The organism is Paenibacillus sp. D2_2 (assembly GCF_031199965.1).
Taxonomy (GTDB): Bacteria; Bacillota; Bacilli; order Paenibacillales; family Paenibacillaceae; genus Fontibacillus.
This window is the reverse complement of the sequence record NZ_CP133605.1, coordinates 3486163-3505556: the sequence shown is the minus strand read 5'-3', so window position 1 is coordinate 3505556 and position 19394 is coordinate 3486163. Positions and strand designations below refer to the sequence as shown.

General features: G+C 46.3%; 17 protein-coding genes. All 17 read left to right on the top strand.

Annotated elements, in window-relative coordinates; genetic code table 11:
• The first annotated feature begins 140 nt into the window (after positions 1 to 140).
• The 17 genes from RE628_RS17760 to RE628_RS17680 all read left to right on the top strand — a co-directional run bounded on the left by RE628_RS17760 (position 141) and on the right by RE628_RS17680 (position 19355).
• Positions 141 to 797: a glycosyltransferase family 2 protein gene (locus tag RE628_RS17760; RefSeq protein ID WP_309154302.1), complete on the top strand. Its 657-nt coding sequence runs from the start codon at positions 141 to 143 to the stop codon at positions 795 to 797.
• A 21-nt stretch (positions 798 to 818) separates the two neighbouring features.
• Positions 819 to 1886: a glycosyltransferase gene (locus RE628_RS17755; protein ID WP_309154301.1), complete on the top strand. Its 1068-nt coding sequence runs from the start codon at positions 819 to 821 to the stop codon at positions 1884 to 1886.
• Positions 1887 to 1971: 85 nt separating this feature from the next.
• Positions 1972 to 2493, top strand: a complete 522-nt coding sequence (locus RE628_RS17750; RefSeq protein WP_309154300.1) for a hypothetical protein — start codon at positions 1972 to 1974, stop codon at positions 2491 to 2493.
• Positions 2494 to 3052: 559 nt separating this feature from the next.
• Positions 3053 to 3880, top strand: coding sequence for a YomU family phage tail tube protein (locus RE628_RS17745; RefSeq protein ID WP_309154299.1), 828 nt, complete (start codon positions 3053 to 3055; stop codon positions 3878 to 3880).
• A gap of 124 nt (positions 3881 to 4004) precedes the next feature.
• A complete protein-coding gene (locus RE628_RS17740) occupies positions 4005 to 4484 on the top strand; it encodes a hypothetical protein (protein WP_309154298.1) in 480 nt (159 codons plus the stop codon).
• A 20-nt stretch (positions 4485 to 4504) separates the two neighbouring features.
• On the top strand, positions 4505 to 4837 hold the full coding sequence (locus tag RE628_RS17735) for a hypothetical protein (protein ID WP_309154296.1): 333 nt from the start codon (positions 4505 to 4507) through the stop codon (positions 4835 to 4837).
• Positions 4838 to 4904: 67 nt separating this feature from the next.
• Positions 4905 to 9083, top strand: coding sequence for a phage tail tape measure protein (locus RE628_RS17730; protein ID WP_309154295.1), 4179 nt, complete (start codon positions 4905 to 4907; stop codon positions 9081 to 9083).
• Positions 8993 to 10162 (top strand): hypothetical protein, encoded by a 1170-nt coding sequence (locus RE628_RS17725; protein WP_309154293.1) that lies wholly within the window; start codon positions 8993 to 8995, stop codon positions 10160 to 10162. Before RE628_RS17730 ends, RE628_RS17725 begins: the two co-directional genes overlap by 91 nt.
• A 14-nt stretch (positions 10163 to 10176) precedes the next feature.
• Positions 10177 to 10827: an S-layer homology domain-containing protein gene (locus RE628_RS17720; RefSeq protein ID WP_309154291.1), complete on the top strand. Its 651-nt coding sequence runs from the start codon at positions 10177 to 10179 to the stop codon at positions 10825 to 10827.
• Between the two features lie 49 nt (positions 10828 to 10876).
• Positions 10877 to 12274 carry a hypothetical protein gene (locus RE628_RS17715; RefSeq protein WP_309154290.1) on the top strand — a complete coding sequence of 466 codons (1398 nt, stop codon included), beginning with the start codon at positions 10877 to 10879 and terminating at the stop codon, positions 12272 to 12274.
• Between the two features lie 12 nt (positions 12275 to 12286).
• Positions 12287 to 14659: a M23 family metallopeptidase gene (locus RE628_RS17710; protein ID WP_309154288.1), complete on the top strand. Its 2373-nt coding sequence runs from the start codon at positions 12287 to 12289 to the stop codon at positions 14657 to 14659.
• A gap of 136 nt (positions 14660 to 14795) precedes the next feature.
• A complete protein-coding gene (locus tag RE628_RS17705; protein ID WP_309154286.1) occupies positions 14796 to 15392 on the top strand; it encodes a hypothetical protein in 597 nt (198 codons plus the stop codon).
• Positions 15392 to 15808 carry a hypothetical protein gene (locus RE628_RS17700; protein WP_309154284.1) on the top strand — a complete coding sequence of 139 codons (417 nt, stop codon included), beginning with the start codon at positions 15392 to 15394 and terminating at the stop codon, positions 15806 to 15808. The genes RE628_RS17705 and RE628_RS17700 overlap by 1 nt, the downstream gene beginning before the upstream one ends.
• A gap of 20 nt (positions 15809 to 15828) precedes the next feature.
• Positions 15829 to 16239: a DUF8551 domain-containing protein gene (locus RE628_RS17695; protein WP_309154283.1), complete on the top strand. Its 411-nt coding sequence runs from the start codon at positions 15829 to 15831 to the stop codon at positions 16237 to 16239.
• 12 nt (positions 16240 to 16251) lie between these two features.
• Complete coding sequence (locus RE628_RS17690) at positions 16252 to 17097, top strand: hypothetical protein (RefSeq protein WP_309154282.1); 846 nt, start codon at positions 16252 to 16254, stop codon at positions 17095 to 17097.
• A gap of 50 nt (positions 17098 to 17147) precedes the next feature.
• Positions 17148 to 18203 (top strand): hypothetical protein, encoded by a 1056-nt coding sequence (locus RE628_RS17685; protein ID WP_309154281.1) that lies wholly within the window; start codon positions 17148 to 17150, stop codon positions 18201 to 18203.
• Between the two features lie 15 nt (positions 18204 to 18218).
• Complete coding sequence (locus tag RE628_RS17680) at positions 18219 to 19355, top strand: hypothetical protein (protein WP_309154279.1); 1137 nt, start codon at positions 18219 to 18221, stop codon at positions 19353 to 19355.
• Positions 19356 to 19394 lie beyond the last annotated feature (39 nt).

The window sequence follows — 19394 nt, the reverse complement described above, 5'->3', positions numbered from 1 at the left end:
ATAGAATAGGAAAAGAGAGGATTTCTCATCCCTTCCTAATAATATGCTCACTGAACCGGTCTATTTTTTGACAGACGCGGCAAATGTCTAATGCCTATCGGTCTAAACTATATAAAGAGGAAAGGGGAGGAGAATTATCTATGGCTAAGGTTTTTATCGGTGCCCCAGTAAGGAATAGAGATTGGGTACTCGGGCGGCACCTAGAAGCATTGAAAGCTCAAGACGTGGATAAGCAGTTCTGTTACATCTTGAACGACAGTGAGGATGAGACGGAGCAAGTACTCATTGACCAAGGAATCCCGTATATCACCCATAACTTGGGTAAAAAGTACGGTCATCTTCGCGGTTCTTACTCATATCAAAATCTAGCTTTGCTCAGGAACATTCTGCTTCATGAGTTCTTGAAGTCGGACTGTGACTATCTGTTCTCAATCGATACAGACATAATAATCTCTGATGGCAGTCTCCAAAAGCTGATTAATAACGAAGTAGACGTTTGTTCCATGCTTATTCGGAACCATCCGAAGATCAAAGCCCATAATGCCATGATTAGCGGACGGCATATTCTAGAGTTCAAGGAGGGACTGATTCCTGTAGATCTTACAGGGGCGGTTTACCTTATAAAGAGGGAGGTTGTTGAAGCAGGTGTCCGATATGCTCTTCATCCTATTGGGGAAGACGAGCCTTTCTGCGAACATGCCCGCAGATTGGGGTTCAAGCTGTTTGTAGATACGCGGCTCCGTCCAATTCATGCATATACGGAAGGGGCTGAGCTGGTTGCTAAAGTGGCTACATAATAAAAAAAGGAGGAAAACGGAGTGTTTGAGAGCGTTGAAATGACAATCGTGTACCCGCCTGCCTTAGACTGGAACCTGCTGTTTCAACGACCTCAGCAGTTAATGACTTCCTTTTCCAAGATTCCAGGCGTTCGAGCGATCTTCTTAAATGAAGAAACGTACAAGAAGCAATACCATCCAATTGAGAAATTGAATGATGATCTGTTTCTTGTGCGAAAGGGCGTAAGCTACGATCACCTCGTCAAAGGGAAGAAGGTTCTGTGGTTCTCCAGCCCAGGGCAGTACAACTACAGAGATGGGCGAAAATTCGACTTTGTAGTATTTGATTACCTGGATAACTCTGCCGATGAGTTCGCCATTTGGAAGAACTACATTCCGAAGTGTTTTGCTCGCGCCAATCTTGTAGCAACCACGGCAAGAGTGATGTATGAAGAACATAAGAATGATGGAAAGCCGATCTTCCTGTGCCCGAATGGTGCCGACTACGAGCATTTCAAGAAAGCACAGATGGCTCTCCCGAAACCGCCTGACTTCCCTCATGTGGAGGATGGGCAGAAGGTGGTTGGATTCCACGGAGCTATGGCATCATGGGTTGACTACTGGCTTATCACAGACATTGCGAACTTAGGTCACCGCGTGGTATTGATCGGAAACAACTCCCTGTACAAGAAGCAAATCAACCACCCGAACATAACATGTCTGCCACATAAGGATTACAAGGTCCTTCCTGCATACCTTGCTCAGTTCGATGTATGCATGGTTCCATTCAAGCTCACCGAGATGATTCGTGGCTGCGACCCGATCAAATACTACGAGTATTTATCGGCGGGCAAGCCTGTTCTTACAACTCGGATGGAGGAGATTGTAAACAAGTACAGTGACGTTACCTACTTCATAGATAGACGTAACTGTAGGCAAATGATCGATAAGGCATTGAAGGAGAATAGCCCTGCCAAGATTATAGCTCGTACAGCGGTAGCCCGTGAAAACTCCTGGGACAGACGTGCCCTGGATGCTATCAAAATGATAAACAAGGTGATGGGAGGTGGTCTGGTCAATGAGAAAACTTCTCAAACGACTTTTCGGTAGCAACGCGGTTGAACCGCAGACTTATTCAGAAGAGCCTTTCGAGGTGGATTTTGAGGAATTTAACTTCGACAGTTACTCCCCGAAGGTGAAAACGACCATTGTGTATTTGCCCGCTCTCGATTTCAACGGTGAGCTATTTGGACGACGACCACAGCGGCTCTTAAAGGAGCTTGCTGAGATCGGGTACAACGTGGTGTATATCAATTGTTGTGATGAGTACTATCAGGTTGAGGAGCTAGAGTACCCATACCCCGAGCTCCATAATTTCGTGGTGGCGCGGGCAGGGACGAATGTCCGATCACTCATGCAAGATCGTGTCGTATATTGGGTGAATGATAGCCGAATGGCAAGCTCGGTGGAGACTGCATACCCGAATCTAGTAGTGTTCGATTCCCTCACCGATCCTGAGCGGTTTGAGAAGGACAAGCATAAAATGGAGGCAATAGCAGACGTAGTGTTAATCACTCCTGAGCGCATTTACGAACATGGAAGATACTGTGCCCACATCCATGTCATCACTGCCGAGGAATTCGAAATTAAACAACGAGCTGAGCAGATTGCTCGAATCATAGACGACCTGCCCAATAGACCAGCCCCTCTTATGTAGAGGGGGTATGTCTATCTCTTTGGTGAGATCACTCATTTCCTTTAATAGGCTAAAATCCTGAAAAACAGGATTTGGTGTCCTGCAAATCAGGATTTCAAATCCTGAAAAATAGGATTTCATGTCCTGTAATACAGGATGAAATAATATAAAGAGAATAATACCCATTCTAAGAATAACCAAGTTAATTGTCCCTCGCACTACTCGGGTCTTTCTTTAAGGAGTCTTCCGCGTTTGGTAGGCTCTTTTTTGAATCAATTATTCCAGGATTCAGAGGTGTTGATCGGCCGCTGTACGTTATTGATTAATACAACTGTATCAGTTAGGTGTTAGTGAATGAGCTTGGCGTTCTAAACTACTAAGGAGAAGGGGCTAATCCCGGCAACCTTACTAAGGCTGGGCGTTCAGAAGCGTTCTAAGTCTAAGAGTTTGGTTGAAGATAATGTCCCTATGGTGGCTCCCTATACCTTGCCACAAACATTTATTAACTTCACAGTAGTCATCGAGTTCTCGATGACTCATGCGGGGTAACTATTACTCACTTAAAGGAGTGAACGAGTCAATGGCTAAGAAAATGATTATCAAGGGCGTAGGTACATTTATGGCTAAACGCCTTCCAACTGACCCATTGGGTGCTGTAGAGGTAATTACTCTCGGTACACTTCAAGATCTAAAAATCGACCTCAACGTGGAACTTGAGGACATCTTCGGTGGCGACGGTCTGTTCGCAATCGATGTACTTGTTAAATCCAAATCCATTGAGGTATCCGCTACGGATGCAAAATTCGACCTGGATGCTATTCAGTTGATGATGGGTTCAACGGTTCAAGAACAGGTTGACTCTTTCGTGTGGGTGCTAAATGAACTGGAGTCGGCTTCTGCGGGCACGCACAACAATGGCTTTGCTGAGGTGGCACCTAAGTTCGCTAGCACAATCTTTGAAAAAGATGGAGAACTCGCTGTTCGGCTGAAGGATGCTAACAAGCTGTTGAAAAAGCTTCCTGGTTCCGCTGTCCCTGCGACGATTCGACCTGATGAGTTCTACTTCGATAATACCAACGGTGTGATTGTCCTAAACGTTGTACACGAGGGTAAAGACATTGTAATGAACTACAAACGTGAAGAAGTCGTTGACATGGTTGACCTTCTTGTCGATGAAGTACCGTTCCCTATCTCCGTGGTACACCACGGTACATTCCAGCAAAAAGACGGTACGTTTGCAGGTGTTGAAACCGAGTTGTACATGTGCCGAGCTAAAGGTACGTTCAGCATCAACGCTCAACGTGCTTCCGCGTCCGCATCTCAGATCACCCTACAAATCCTCGATCCTGAACGGGCTGACGGTAAGCTGGGAAGCATCAAACGCTTCAGCGCAACCTCTAGGATCTAAACCGTAACCTCATATCCCTGGCAAGGTAATGAACGGAATCTGTGTCCTCCCCTGCACAGACCCTTGCCTTGCCAGGTTTTTCATTTTTTTAGGGGAGAAATAAAACTCAGGGGAGGATTACATTATGGAGACAGAAAAGGAAAAAGCAGAACGCGAATTAGCTGAGAAGCTGAACGCTGAAGCCGCTGAAAGATTCAAGAACGACCCGGATAACAGGAGTTATAGCCAAGCGGAAGCAGAGGCTGCTGAGAGAGCCTTCTTCGAGGATGACGAGATTATTTCTCTCCGCGACGGGCGTAAATATAGAATCCCTCCGTGTAACCTAAAGGATGCCCGTAGACTTATGAAGCTCCTGAAGACAGTAAACGTCGACGCGATCATCCTGAACTTCATCCCTACTGACGACGAGGAGAATGATTTGAAACGTCAGCAAGATTTGTTCGACATTTTAGGCATGGCGTTCAAGAACTACCCTCACATTGTTACGAAAGGCGTGGAAGGGGAATACAACGTTAATCGTGACTACCTTGATGAATACCTCGACTTAGATACGGCACGTAAGGTCATAGACAGCCTTATTGGTTTGAATGGTCTAAAAAAGTAGAACGCACCGAGGGGGAGCCGATGGAGGGAACCGAAATCCGTGATACTGAGACTCAGGAGTCACTTCACTGGGGAGAAATCTTCTTTACCCTCCATAAGCACTGTGGACTGAATAAGTGGGAGATTTGGGAGTACACGCTCCCTCAGGTTGCGGAGCTGTGTAAGTCAGCCGATAGGTACGTCCAGTTCGAGGTTGAGCTTATGACAGCACCTCTGCGCATGTTCGGTGGCGGCGGGGGAGAGACAGAAGGTGTCGATGGTACGCTCAGACGTAATAGAACCTTTAATGACGAAGATTATACCGAAATCTCTGAGGATGACATTGGTCTCTTAGCACAAGCCCTTGGAGGATAAGTGAGTTCTGTCCCGTTTTGCCTAAACTAAGGTGGAACGGGATTTATTTATGAGGACGGTGATTGTAATGGCTGAAACTCAAGGACAAAAGCACTCTCTAACAACCGAGATTTTAAAGGACTTTGGTAAGTCCGTTGAGAAGACGGGCGAGTTCGCGGGTAAGGTGGGCGAACTTGGTCAATCGTTCGACACCCTCTCGGATGCTGTTCATAAAGTAGAAAATGAAGGGTTATTGTCGGAGAAGGCTACAGGTCAGATTATGGAGGATGGTGTCCGTGCCGTCTTTAACAAGTTCCAAAATGTTGTAGTTAAGAATACGACTTCTGTGAATAGTTCTTACTCCGAAGCCCTTGGTAAGGTTGATATTAGACCTGACCTGACAGACGCTCACGTATTAGTGAGACGTGTGAGTGAGATGATGGACGATGCTCAGTCACAAATGATTAAAGTTCTGACCAGTGACCTGAGAGCCTTCTACAAAGGGGCCCTTAACGAGATCAAGAACCTGGCTCAATTCATACCTAGTATTGGTTATAGACCTCCTGTTAACGATTCAGTCGTTGTATCTGAACAGCCATTTACGTACGGTGGAGTATCAGACTCTACGGGTGACGTCAGCGTGATTGAAATAGACAAGCTGAGGGAGAAGATGAACCGTCTGAGGGCAGGAAGTCTGTTGCCAGTCGATAAGATAGCTCAACTTGGAGATCGCATTAACGCTTCATACGCTGATCCAATACAGTTTAAAAGCGCAAAGGAGCAATATGTCGATCTTGTTCGGAATAGCAGACAGCTTAACGCTGACCAGCGCCGTGAGAAGTCTCTTAAAGTATCGAAGAATGCTCTTAAGAGAGATCTAGAGACGCTTCGGATAGACAACCTCGTAGACGAAGGACAGTTAAGTCGCCTAGCTGAACTTGTTGATCGTGCTATCGACTCTCGAGATATTGCCGATGCTCGTGCCTTCAAATCTGAGCTTATGGCAATTAACCGCGAGTTGAAGAATCAAGTAGAAATCAGACGTAAGCGTGGTGAGAAGATCGCAGGGTCTTCGATTCCGAATGGTAACCAGGCGGTATTCAGTGAGCGGTTCAACATAAACAGCCCCACAAACACCTGGAAGGTTGAGGTGAAGAATGCTGAGCATAACCTCAGTACCCTTACGGGTTCCATTGACGAGGCTACGGGTGAACTGTTCAAGTACAATGTAGCATTGCAGGTACTCACTCAAAATACTCTAAAAGCTTCCAGTTCCATTGGATCCACCATTGGAAAGCCTGTTGACATCTCTGGAAACTACACGAGTAATCCAGTACAAGACAATCGGAACCGTGTAAATACTCAAGGTTGGCTCGATACTTTTGTAGTCGATACTCTGAGTAAGCTTACATCGGGGGTTTCAGATTATGCGGCCCCACTGATAAACGAGTCATTTCGCTCTGCAGAAGCATTTGACTATCAAATGGCAAAAGCGAGACAGAATTTTGAGGTCAAGTATCTTGAAACAGAGGGACAGGGAACTGCCTCCCCTAAAATAACTACCAATATGAGCCGCCTAGGGGAAGATCTGGTCAAAGGTATAATGAGTCAACTGGAAGAAAAATATGGCGGCAAATTGACTCCTGAGCAGAAAGCTACTGAGGTGGATACTGCGACAAAAGAGGTTAAAGAGTACTTGAAAACGGGTGCTATCAAGGACCTTCAGACGATTGCTCTTCTCAATGGTATCAACCAGGAGGATGTAGGTCTTGCCTATCATATTGCTTCCCGCGGGTATAGTAACCCTTACGAAGCAACCGCCTTCGCTAGAGAAGTCGCCAAAGCTCGCTCTATAGGAAAAGTCGATGTAGAGAAGGCGGCAACTGGTTTTGAGGGTATATCAACACAGTGGGGCATTAATGGTTACGCCCTCCAAAAAGTCAATAATATGATGATTATGGCTTCAAACGCCTCTGGGAGCAGTCTCGAGAGCTCGATAGCAAGTCAGAAAAAGGTAGGTCCGGTGTTCCGTAACGCTATGGGTAACATGACTAAAGAGGATGCTCTGGCAAACTCCATTGCTTACTCATCTTTATTTACTCAAGCGGCGGCCCGTTCGGGTGCAGGGGAAGGTGTATTCTGGAAATCCATTCTCGACAAAGGGTACACCAAAAAGGGGCAGGAACAACTTGCTTCGATGGCAGAAATGAATCCTCAGTTGTTCGGTAATCTTAACCCGAACAACAAGGATGGCTCTCTAAAAGACTTCTCGGAAATCTTCGCCAACATTCTTGAGACAAGTACCCAATTGAATGATGCGTCCCGTCTTAAGATGTGGCAACAACTATTCCCGCAATGGAAAATGAGTAGTACGTCTGACGTATCTGCACTCACCGCTGAGCTTCAATTTTCAATGGAGAAAGTGATGAAACTAGGAGATAAGGATGGGGCTGACAAGGACAAAGATGGTAAGCTGAGCCTCAAGGAAGCCCTGGATTCATATGTATCTCAGGTCAAAGGTGCTGATGAAGCTACCTCAGAGTACTTTCGTGCAGGTGAGATGGACACTTGGGAATTCAAACAGAACCAACTTAAGACGGCTTGGCAGGTCGCTACCTTCGAAGCTTGGGACGAACTGAAGGGAGAGTTCTCCCACCTCGCAACCTACCTGACCGCGTTCCTTCGTATTATTGGGGACCATGCAGGAGGTATCGCTGATGCCATGGGTCTGATCGCACGTATCATGACAGGCGTAGGCGTTAAGGTCGCATGGGGCAAGCTTAGTAATGCGGTGGACAATGCAGATAAGAAAAGACATACGAAGAAAATCGAGAGGTATGGTCAAGCGCTGAACGATAATGCGCGTATGGAGAACCTTAGACGTATAGGAATCGAAGAAGAGATCACTAGGCACCAAAACAATGCTAATGCCCGTAGCTACCGCCGTTCTGAAGTGAGCAACAGGATCGTTCAGAAGGAAAGTGAAATTCGCGGACTACAAGCTAGACGTGAAGAACATTCTTCTTTATATCAGAAGGCAATAAGTAGAGGTGACACTACGGCTGCTTCATTCCATTCTGTGGAGTCAGACCGTGCGGCGACTATCATCAGAGCTAAGGGCAAGGAAACTGAACGGCTTCGTAAAGAGCTTAAATTATTGGATGCACAGGATGGAAAGACGAGACGCAGTCTTGAATCCTTGAATGCAGAACTTAATGATAACGGTCGAGCAATGTTGAAGCTTCAGAACCGTGCTAAGGCTCTAACATTAGCTATGGATGATATGGGAATCGACTCGACGCAACTTAAGAAAAATATGACTTTCTTGAATCATGAGTTTAAATCGGGCACTCTAGATGCTTCTCGTTACGATGTTGAAATTAAGAAGATCGGTAGAGAAGCAGGGCTGTCGGACGGCAAAGTATCCCGCCTGAAGCGAGAAGTCGACAGGCTCAACAACTCTTTCAGGAGCGGTACTATAAGCGCAACGACATACGTAGCGAAGATGAAGGAGCTTGAACGCGCCCATCTGACAGGTACACTTGGTATTCCTGGTGGTGGTGTTGCGAGTGCAGGAAGCCGCAACCAAAGTGGTGCTGGTCTTGCGGACGTAGCTATGATGGGTCTTCTTGCCAAGGATTTAGTCGGTGGCCGCAGTAAGCGCGGCGTCTTCGGTAAGGTTAAAGACGTGTTCCAAACCCGAAGCCTGGGTGCACTATTCAGCAAGAATACTCCTATGCGTGGGGCTAACGGAAAAATCCTTCGTGACATGGAGGGCAAGATTATAACTGAGCGGGCTGTCAATGTTGAGCGTGCGGCGAGAGCTGGTGTCGCAGGGACAAGAGAAGCAGGGGTGGTAGCTAGAGCAGGTAAGGGAATACTCGGAGGTTTAACTAAAGGTTTGAAGTCAATTTCTAAGTTTGGTAAATGGCTAAGTCCACTCAAAAGCGTTCCTTACTTGGGTCAGGCTCTTATGTTGGGAGATATTGCTACTGGCTTAATTGACCCTCTTGCGGCTATGGGCATGACAGATGCTGAGAAAAAGGAGCTCGAGCAGAGAACAAGGAAGAGTTGGCGAAAAAATTCGTTGACTTCACGGGTTCTTCAGGGGTTGGAAAGGTCTGGAAGGGGATTAGTCTTGGTTGGGATGCGGTCTTCACTGGAGGTATTAGCTCGTTGTTCGGGAATAGTGCGACCAACAATAAGTTTGGAGACTATTGGGAAGGATTCAAATCCACATTCTCGGGTGCCAGCAAGGAACAAGTAGCTGAACAACTTGCTAAGAAGTACAATTACGAGCAAGAAGCTAAGGCTGCCAAGAATGAAAGCGATAGAGAAGCTGTAGAGAAGCAGAAGGAGAAAGATAAGTATCATCCACTTGATACAAACAAGGATGGATTGCTTGATCCCGCAACCGATGGTACGAACCAAACCATAGACTACGAAAGCCTAGGCGAACTACTGCAGAAATACAGCAGTGACCTCAATAAGAAACAGAGCAAGAATGAGACTGACTACCAAGTTAATCATGCACGGCTTCTCATCAGTGGAGTTCGCGAGGATTCCAAGCAGATGCGGGACCTTATGGAGCAATATCTGCGGAATAATATCAAGTTCTTCAATGAAGCCATTAAGAATCTACAAAATACTTACGATATGTTGGCAGATGGTCCAGAGAAGGACGAGGTGGGCGCACAGCTTGATAATCTAAAACAATTACAATCTCAGGCTGAAGTTGATCTCGATCGGGTTAAAAATAGTAAGATTAGCGAACTAGAACGTCAGATGTCAGATGATCTTGATCTCACACAGATAGATTACGACACGAAGATGTACAATCTCTTAGCGAAGAATGGAGGTACGGAGGATGCTCCTGAGATTGTGGCTCTTAATCAGACCAGGCTCTCGGACATGAACTCCAAGCTCGCAGGATACTATGCTAAATGGACCGATTTGCTCAATACAGGGGGCTTCGTGCAAGGCTCTGATGAGTGGATGACAATTTGGAAAAAAATGCAAACCATTGGCATGGAACAATCTAAGAACGTCGCCGAGATGAACAAAAAGATGGACAGACAACAGTCCACCTTCAACGTTCCTAACGGTCTCAAGGTAATGGACTACTTTGACTATATGACCCAGAATAACACCCACAAGAGTGTTATGGTCGGTGCCGGCAACGTTACTGTCCATGTGAACATCGACAACATGACAGGTGATACCAAGGACGTTGAGAAGATGACTTCTGCACTTGAGAGCACCCTCAAGAAGAACAACTCTAACCTAGTGACCCAGTTCGCCAGTGACGTAAAGGCGAACATGGGGAGTAGCTACAATCCAAACTAAGGAGGTATGGTTAAATGTCCCAGCGCGACCCATTCGGATTAGTCAACGATAAGTATAAGCGAAAGCTGTTCGTTGACACAGGGATGGAGTTCATGGAATTAAAGGCTCGTATTATCGAACCTTACTCCTCTCCATCTCCTCAACCTCAGGTCAAGGAAATTAGGATCATTAATGCACCATCTCACTTCCATCAGATGGGCGTTTCATCCTATAGAGCGATCCTTAACGTACTGTTCAAGGATAAGCAGTCTTACCACGATTACCTTATGTTTGTGGGGTGGACACACAAGTTCTATGACGAGAAGGGTAATATCTACTTCGGGGTAGTTGAGTCAATCAAGGCTGACTCAGTGTTCTATCATCAAGGTGACGCTACCATAGATCAGAAGGGTTACAAGGTAGAGCTGACGATGACCCTAATTAAAAAGGACGGTTACGACAACAAGGGCGTCATGGAATATCAGGATTTGCAGACCACTGATGGTAAAGACCACTGGGCTAAACCTGCTGTTATGGAAATGACAAATTTGGGGCTTGTCGTAGTTTCGGAGCTTGATGGTACACCAATCATTTATTTTAGACCCGAGGACTTCATTACGAGAGCAGAATTCGTTACGTTTCTTATGAGGACCAAGAGGCTACTAGAGAGAATCATCAGGGAGTAGGGCGACCTACTCTTTTTTCTGTCTATTCTAAAGTAAGGAGGTGCTTTCAATGCGGAAATGGGTTGATGTGAATGAAGGAGACTGGTTTTATAACGATGTTATGGAAGCCACAAGTATGTACCTTGAAGATGGTGAAGCATTTGTTGCAGGTATTAACTACAACCAGTTCGAGAGTGGTAAGCCTTATATCTACCATGAGATCAAGGCGACCACCAATCAGAAAACTTTCAATCTACCTGTCAAAATCGAGCCTGCAGATGGTAACCCACTGTACGTTTTTATTGACGGGGTTCAAACAATATATAAGACTGCAACGGTAAATGCTTCAGGTAAGACGGACGTGGAGTTATATGTTGGGTGCAAGGGAGGTCAGATAGTTTCATTTTGTAGCAATGGAGTTCCTTTGCTAGATTCTGATTGGAAGAGACCACCTATGTCTTGGTTAGGAGATCTGCCCAGAACGGTAATCCCTAAGAACGATAAGTACTTCTATGACCCTTATAGTCGTGCTCATCAGGAGTACCTATACGCGGGAGGCCAACCCCTTCGCAGATTAGGTATTCCGAAAGAGGTATGGGCTGATACACAGGGGGATGTAGGGGCGGTAACAGATATTGCAACTAAAGCAATCGGGTACCGAACGGATGTCTATTGTGTAAGTCCAGGTGGTTCGTTGTTTCTACCATTCAACTTGAATGGTGTTACCTGCAAGTTTAACTATTGGATTGTGGAGAACGGTGCGTACAAGAAGATGAGTGAGAGTATTAAGGCCACTACAAGTAATCCTACGTATAATAACCGCTTTTTCCCTAAAGCGATCATTACACGAGGAGAGGCCTTTCACCTCATTAACAAGCTCAGGAAGGTATTCTATTCGCGGTTCACTGACAGGGATGCTCCTACCACAGGTATCAAACATGTAGTTCTCGCCTTCCAAGGTCAGAGGGTTATTCGTATCAACGGTAACTACCCGGCGGGGGCGAAGAAGCTGATCGTGAAATTGAACGGTTCCATACAGAAAGTGGATAAAGATTACAAGGAGATCGACAACCACACTATTGTGTTCAACTCCCCATTGTCTGAGGGGAATGAGGTGTACATGGAGTACACTAAAGGCGAGAGTGAGAGATTCGTAGACATTGGGCGACCGTCTGCGTATTACTACCAAAGTAAGGACTTGAAGGTTGAGTATGGGGCTAATATTTGGTGGAAGCAGTCCGTAGCTGAGATGGAAGACGAAACATTTGCTAACGGAGACCATCTGATCGCAGGGATTGACATTAAGAAGACTCTAAATGGAGCTGCCGTTGTAACCAACATGGGGAGGCCTGTAGGAGGAACGCAGGAAACTGAAACTTGGTTCATGGGGGACACAGCAATGACAAGAGCGGAAGCAGTAACTTTCCTTAATAGATTCCGTAAGTGGTGCCTTGAGAGATTCAAGTAAGGGGGGGCAAGTATGATTCCAATTTCAGAAGATGTACGGAGAGTTATCTCTCAACGTCTGAAGCTAGGAGAGAAAGCTCTACCGAGAGTTAGAGTAGAGGTGGATAGACTAGCCTTCATCCCAGGTAGGACTGAGGAGTTTAGGTATGTAATCAACGATGGAAAAGTAGTGACCAAGTCGGCAAGTGTATGGATTGCTGAGTCAACTGATGGTGTGTTTGATGGGTCCACAACTGCTAATAGCCAGGACATCTGTTTCCCTGTACAAGGAAAAACGATTGATACCATCACAATCACGGATGAATTTGGTGCACCCCGTGATGGAGGGAAACGGCCCCACAAAGGTATTGACCTATGGGAGGACATAGGTACGCCAATCTTAGCGGCATGGGAAGGTAAGGTAGTAAACATCACCCGTGACCGTACAAAGGGTGGCGGGTTTACAGTGAACCTCAAACATGCTGGTGGTATCATGACCAAATACTTTCACCTTAGCGAGATTAACTGCTCACTGGATGACATTGTAACACAGGGCCAGATGATTGGTAAGTTAGGGAATACAGGTGAAGTATACTCCAATGGCAAACTGGTTGATGAAGCTGCACGAGCAGCAGGTAAAGGTCGTCACTTGCACTTTGAGATCTGGGAAGGTGTGAACCAAGACTCTCGAATAGGGGATGGAGGGAAAGCGGTTAATCCTAAAGCTTACCTCATGGGTCTCAGAAAGATGTATGGCGATACTGTCACGACAGGTAATGTGATTGATGGTGGAAGCGTTAGTGGGTATTTAGGTGAGATCAAACTTAGCGAGAATTTTGATAAACGCAATTGGTATGAGAAAGACGTTTATTCAAGAGGACTTAATTTCGCTGATTACGTGTCCGTTGATAGTGGTTGGACATTATACGACTCAGGAGGTAAGATCCTGTATACTTTCGCTGCACCTTCATCTGCCAAGGTAGATTTTGATATTGATCTGACCAAGTTGAGTATGCCTACTGAAGGCGTTCTAAATATTGGTTTCGGGACGAACTTCACCAGCTCCGATGAAGGGGATGCCTTCCAAGTAATCATCGACGATAAGGCTTTCGCTAACGTGAAGAACTTCAAAGGAACGGAACTAGTCGAGTTAAAGAATCTACACATTCCTGCAAACTCCAAGCAGATTAAGATTCGTGTGATCTACGGAGGTAAGAGAAAAGAATACGGGTACGGGTATACGGAAGCCAAAACGATGGCAATCGATTACATCCGTATTCAGGAGCTTCTTCCCTCCCCTCCTCTAGATGATAAATCGGAGGAGGGGCTCGACCCGACTAAGGGATACTTGCAACAGTTCGAGTACGGTGAGTTTCTAAATAACTCGCCCACCAAGGTAGATACCTTACAAGTCGGCTCATTTGTTTACATGGACACTCAGGTTCTACCTAACATCATCAGTGTTGAAGTTGATAACCAGTATGAGAGCGAAGCTATGGAAGCGCGGATCACAATCTCCAACCCACGCGGCTTCTTCTCGCCTGAGTACAATCCCGCTTACTTCCCTGAACTTGTTGGACTTACGTCACCATGGTCGTATTTTGTTAACGGATTCCATGTGGGAGTTCTTAGCGAGAACACGCCTATCCGAATCTATATGGGGTACGGACAGCATCTTATGAGAGTGTTTACTGGTCTGATTGACAAAGTGGATATGACTGGAGAAGGTTCAACTCTGGACATCTCTGCTAGGGATATGTACAAGCGGCTGATCGAAAAGGTTATCTCTGAGAAGAAGGCGTATCCTGAGGTAACTCATGTGGACAATGTTCCTGACCCAGTTCCTCCAGCTGGTGGGGATAGGCTGACTCAGATCATTATGGCGGCACAGACCCAGTCACAGGCATATGGAATCCCTGACCATAAATTCCTGCTTGCGATCTGTAAACACGAGACAGTCCTTGGAACAAAGGGTATGGGCACAGTTGAGAACGGGAGCTTCATTCTTGGTTACGGTTGTTACAGTGCAGGTTACTGTGACCCTAAATACAAAGGAATCCAGGCACAGATGATGCGCGGAGCGGAGCGAATGTCGAAGGCGCTGGCATCAAAAGGGAAGAAGGTATCCTCCAAGGCGGACGTTCTGTACTTCCACGATGGCGGTGACATTGCTCCGATGGTTTGGAGTGGTGACCGTGATAACTGGGTTGATAGAGTATGGAAGTATTATCAGGAGATGCTCTCCTCACCGAATGACTGGGCTCGTACATCCTCCACCCAAGCGTCAGCACCAGCCGCAGCTCAGCCGATGGAAATGGAGAAACCTGCCTGGGTAAAATCGTCTGTCGTCATTGACCTCATCAAACATGGGGGCTTGTCGGATGGCGGGCAACAAGCGAAGACCTAGCTTACCCAGACTATGTGGTAGATGAGACCTACATCTTTGAGGTCAATCAGAAGACAGGGCGTGTTATCCGCCCTATCCCGGGTAAAGAAGGGGAGTTCGAGGTTAAGGAAGCAGAAACGGTACTAACCCCTAACGGTTGGAAAATCCGTTCACCGAGGAGTACGGAAGGACGTTTGAGCAGTATACCGCTAAGGTATCTGAAGCCATCGGTGAAGTCATCAGTGAGATCCCTTACCGAAGCTATTGCGACAGGTACGGAACCTACAGGCTTGAACGGTTAAATTACAACAAGCCTATCGTTGCAGAGTTCACCGAGAATGACAATCTCATCTCGATTAATAAATCGCTTGACTGGTCTCGTGGTAGAAGTCACGTTGTCGTGAAAGACGAAGGCGGTAACCAAGGTAACTTCGTTGACAAGGAGATTCTAATGGAACTGAAGGGTGAGATCAGGACCACTGTGCTCCCCGTTAAATGGGCGAAGACTATCGAAGCTAAAAAAGAAATAGCGGAGAAAGCGTTCTTCGATATGAAGCGTCTATGTCGAACGCTTCAGGTATCCATCCCTGCTAACCCTGCCTTAGAGGTACTGGATAACGTACTTGTTACAGATAAGACCACTACCACCCGTTCTATCTATACTATTAAGAGTATCCGAACAAGTTTCTCTGTAGACGCAGGTATGATTCAAGTAATCGACCTTATGTGGGCGCAGAAAGGAGTCATGGTTTAATGGCGGGTATTGTAAATGAAAATATAGTCTTCCCAGTCCTGGACCTTATCCACCGCGAAGTTCGTAAGTACGTAAGTATCAATAACATGGAGGGTGACCCTCTTGAAGGGGAGCCTTCTGTCACCCTTTTTAGGGAACATCCGATGGATGCAGAACGAGTAACGGGTGCTGATTTGCTATACGAGTCTGCGTGGAAGATTTCGATTTGGATGCACTTTGGGTCGGAGGACGGAACAGGATTTCCTGCGGGAGTTGGGTTCACACATCCTGATTATTCTTATTATAAGCACTTTCGTTTGACACAAGTCACACAACGAGCTTTCAATCCAGGTGGCGAGACGGTAGTCACTTATCATATCGGTCTAAACTATGATGATGAAGGGCGCTTAACTGGAACAAGCGTAAATCGTATATAGAGATTAGGGGGGGTGGACGGATGGCATTCAATATCGCATATATCGCGGGCGGCGTTATCGACAAAGTGCGCGAGCTGCCATACCCACACTTTAGTAAGAAGACCATCCCTTTTATTAGGGGTCAGATGTTGGACATCCCTGCCGCTCAGACCACTAAATCGGACACGTTCACACTTCCTTACGATACAGAGTTTCTGTCTATTGCTTTCGCGGCAAGTCAGTACTGTGTAGGCGACTACTGGGAACTTACCATAGGAAAAGAGAAAGTGTGTCAAACGATCTTCACTAAAGAACTTCCCGAATCGGTATCGATGGGTAACAGCTTCGGTATTGTATACCCCGTACCTGCGGGAACGGTTGTGAAGTTCGATTTCGTGAACGCGAGTGGTCAAGCGAAGACAGCTTGGTACAACATCAAATTCTTGAGATAAGGAGGGATACCTATGGCACTGCAAAAACCACTAACTAATGTCGCCGCTTTTATTGACGGTGAGACCGAAGCTCAAAAGCTAATCTACACTCTAGCTGACGAGATCGTTAGTGCAGACATCCCAAAGATTGAGAGTGGGATTGACGCGAATAGGTGGGAGAAGGTGTACGAGTCCGATGGCTTTAAGTGGGTAACGTACAACAAGTCGCTCACGCCTAACGTAGTCGGTATGCACAAGCACATTGACGGTAAGAAGTACGAAGTATTCCAGTTGCCTGACTGGACAGGTACAAAGCTAGTTACCACTGACTTAGCCATGGACGACGATGGTTATTTGTGGGAGGTTCATCAATATTACTGGGATGCTGTGATCGAAGGGGCTCCTGATCCCGTAAGAGCAGACATTGGAAAGAACAAAGGTAACTATAGGACAGGCAGAAAGATTCAAATTAAGCAGTTCTCTTACACGAACGCACAGACAAATGAGACTATCTTCGTAGACGTTCCAGGCTCCCTGATTACGGTAGTCGAAGATGCTACTACTCCTGACGGTTACAGAGCTTACTTGGTAAGGCAGGTAATCTCTAAACTAGATGGTTCCACAGAGCCATCCAACGAATGGAATCAATTCGAGCTTGTTACAGAGATGCCTTCAGACTGGGCTTATGCTATCCGTTCGATAGTAGGGGGAAGTTTTACTATAACTATACGCGGTATATCAGTGAGAACATACTCGGTAATCCAACTTGGAGTACAATCACATCCAACTCTTATGAGCCGAATAAACAGCTGTACAAGTTCTCTGAGCTTCTGTACAAAGCAGACCCGCTTAACTATGTACCTGCTCGTGCTACCCTAAAAGCAACTCCTACAGTACCAACAGGAATCCCTGTTCGAGATTACTTCGTAATGCTTGAGCAACCACAGGATGACTGGAACTATATTAACGTTTATCACGGTGAAGGTTTTGAGGGCACGATGGCGCAAGGGGAACAGAAGATAACCTACGAGGGAATCTGTGATCCTAATACAATCAAGATCGGTATAGCACCTACCGTTATCGACCAGTTAAAGGCTCACTACATGTACTTGACATGGAATGACCCGAATGTAGTTCAGCCATTCATCCCGCCAGTAATTAAGTGGCAACTCGATTTCGACGGGAAGACCGAGATTGTTAGCCCTGCGGCACACTTCTTCCATGGAAGGGATTCAACAACCCCATGGTTGCCTAACAAGAAGCGTAGACCTGATTACTTAGTTGCCTTCACATTGTCGGTCAATAATGATCGGGTAATTATCGTACTTGAAGGAGACCCTTCTCCTAATATCCACGGATATTACCGTAGCTTTGGTTACATCGGAAAAATTGTACCTTTCAACGAGTACGATCATGCGGGTAACTTCGGGGTGACGGTGGGAATGGGCGATCTGAGAACGGATATGACAGGATATACGAAGAACGACGTCTTAACCGATCTTAACCCTGACGTGTACGCGAAGTACGGTGAGTACACCTCTAACGGCATGGATTCACTGTCGATGCTGAGGACTCGCAGTAACGTATTGTTCCAACGATATTACCCTGCATTCATTACACATCTTCCGAACTATCCATCTGTAGGTACACTTCCTCCAAGTCTGTCTAAACTAATTGTTGACGCGGACGGATTCCAAAAATCCCTATGGACGGGAAAGTACCACGCGAGTCCAATTTATCTCGTTCACCAAGCTGAAGGTTATCGTGGTTACATGGACGGGGTTGTCGCAATCCACGACCATAACCTTGTAAACCGAGATGAGCTTGTCGTTGATACGGAGATTCTGAAGGACACAGCAAATCCTTCGTTGGGAACATGGACTGAAGTGTACAAGTTCTTCAGCATCAAGAGCCCGTTGAACTTGTTCAAACATTCGCCATCACCTGACGTTATCACAATCGCGTTCTTGAAAGAGATTAAATAAGGAGGTTACAACTCAATGGCAAACTTCAAATATGTTGAGACCATCACCACTTCCCAGGACTTACTGACTAAACTCCGTGACGAGGTTACTGAGTTTGATACTTACCCGTTCGAGACAACGGCGGGAGAGGTGCAAGAGCAAAACTTGTGGGAAGTATTCTACGAGGAGAAGGACGCTAGTGATCGCGTCCAAGAGCTCATCCTTCGTGGTGTGATTACCATCGGTACTCAAGCGACACCTATCACGAAGAAGTTCTACGTACAATTTATCAATCACGCTCTTGTACCTCGTGTCGTAGCCCCAAGCCCTGGATATGAGGAGCACAGTACATTGACAGTTCAGTTGCTTGAGGAGTTGGAAGGTTCGGAGCCTACTACACTCCCAGTGACCACGAAACCTACATTTAGGTTGGTCGGGCACCCAGTATTGTACCAGTGGGCATTGGAAGACTACACGCCAACGGACCGCAACAAAGAGAAACCTGTGTATATGTACATCAACGTCATGAATAACCGATTGGCTGTCGTTCTTGTAGCTGACCCTGCGGTAAACTTCTTGGATTACAAGAAGTCCTTCCTGTACGTTGGTGCCCTGAAGCCGTTCAAGTACAACCTGAACGATGTGGACGGAAACGTAATGCTCACAGCGGGCGCGGTAATTGAGGAACCTGACATCTCGAAGATCGCCTCTGATAAGACATACTACTTCGGTCAGTACACTTCCGCAGGTAATAACACCCTGCAAATGCTAAAAACGAAGTCGGGTATTGAGTTTCAACGTCACTACCCATCGTTCATCACTCAAGCTCCACCTAAGGGTAAGGCTTACAATGACCCTGATCTTGGCGACACTGGTTTGGAACTGGAACCTCAAGGTTTCCAAGCGTCTAAGTGGACTTCCAAATACCATTTGTCTCCGATCTATGTTGTTCACCCTTACGAGGGCTACCGTGGACAGTTCGACAACTGTATCGCAGTTACTAAGCACAACATTCTCCACTTGGATGAGCTTATCATTGACGTGGAGGGCAAGCCTTGGAACCAAGAGGTATACCGCTACTTCGATACGGACACGGAGCAAAACTTCATGAATCTGTCTGCAAATCAACGGATGGGCGTAGCTATCTTGAAGGAAGTCCGTTACCCGATTTAAGTAAACTACATGATAGCTGAGTCGTATAGATTCAGTGAG

Excerpts from the sequence above, each read along its gene's own strand:
- RE628_RS17715 (WP_309154290.1), top strand. The coding sequence starts at position 10,877 with ATGCGGAAATGGGTTGATGTGAATGAAGGAGACTGGTTTTATAACGAT.
- RE628_RS17695 (WP_309154283.1), top strand. The coding sequence starts at position 15,829 with ATGGCATTCAATATCGCATATATCGCGGGCGGCGTTATCGACAAAGTG.
- RE628_RS17685 (WP_309154281.1), top strand. The coding sequence starts at position 17,148 with ATGCTTGAGCAACCACAGGATGACTGGAACTATATTAACGTTTATCAC.
- RE628_RS17735 (WP_309154296.1), top strand. The coding sequence starts at position 4,505 with ATGGAGGGAACCGAAATCCGTGATACTGAGACTCAGGAGTCACTTCAC.
- RE628_RS17745 (WP_309154299.1), top strand. The coding sequence starts at position 3,053 with ATGGCTAAGAAAATGATTATCAAGGGCGTAGGTACATTTATGGCTAAA.
- RE628_RS17760 (WP_309154302.1), top strand. The coding sequence starts at position 141 with ATGGCTAAGGTTTTTATCGGTGCCCCAGTAAGGAATAGAGATTGGGTA.
- RE628_RS17700 (WP_309154284.1), top strand. The coding sequence starts at position 15,392 with ATGGCGGGTATTGTAAATGAAAATATAGTCTTCCCAGTCCTGGACCTT.
- RE628_RS17730 (WP_309154295.1), top strand. The coding sequence starts at position 4,905 with ATGGCTGAAACTCAAGGACAAAAGCACTCTCTAACAACCGAGATTTTA.
- RE628_RS17690 (WP_309154282.1), top strand. The coding sequence starts at position 16,252 with ATGGCACTGCAAAAACCACTAACTAATGTCGCCGCTTTTATTGACGGT.
- RE628_RS17680 (WP_309154279.1), top strand. The coding sequence starts at position 18,219 with ATGGCAAACTTCAAATATGTTGAGACCATCACCACTTCCCAGGACTTA.
- RE628_RS17710 (WP_309154288.1), top strand. The coding sequence starts at position 12,287 with ATGATTCCAATTTCAGAAGATGTACGGAGAGTTATCTCTCAACGTCTG.
- RE628_RS17740 (WP_309154298.1), top strand. The coding sequence starts at position 4,005 with ATGGAGACAGAAAAGGAAAAAGCAGAACGCGAATTAGCTGAGAAGCTG.
- RE628_RS17720 (WP_309154291.1), top strand. The coding sequence starts at position 10,177 with ATGTCCCAGCGCGACCCATTCGGATTAGTCAACGATAAGTATAAGCGA.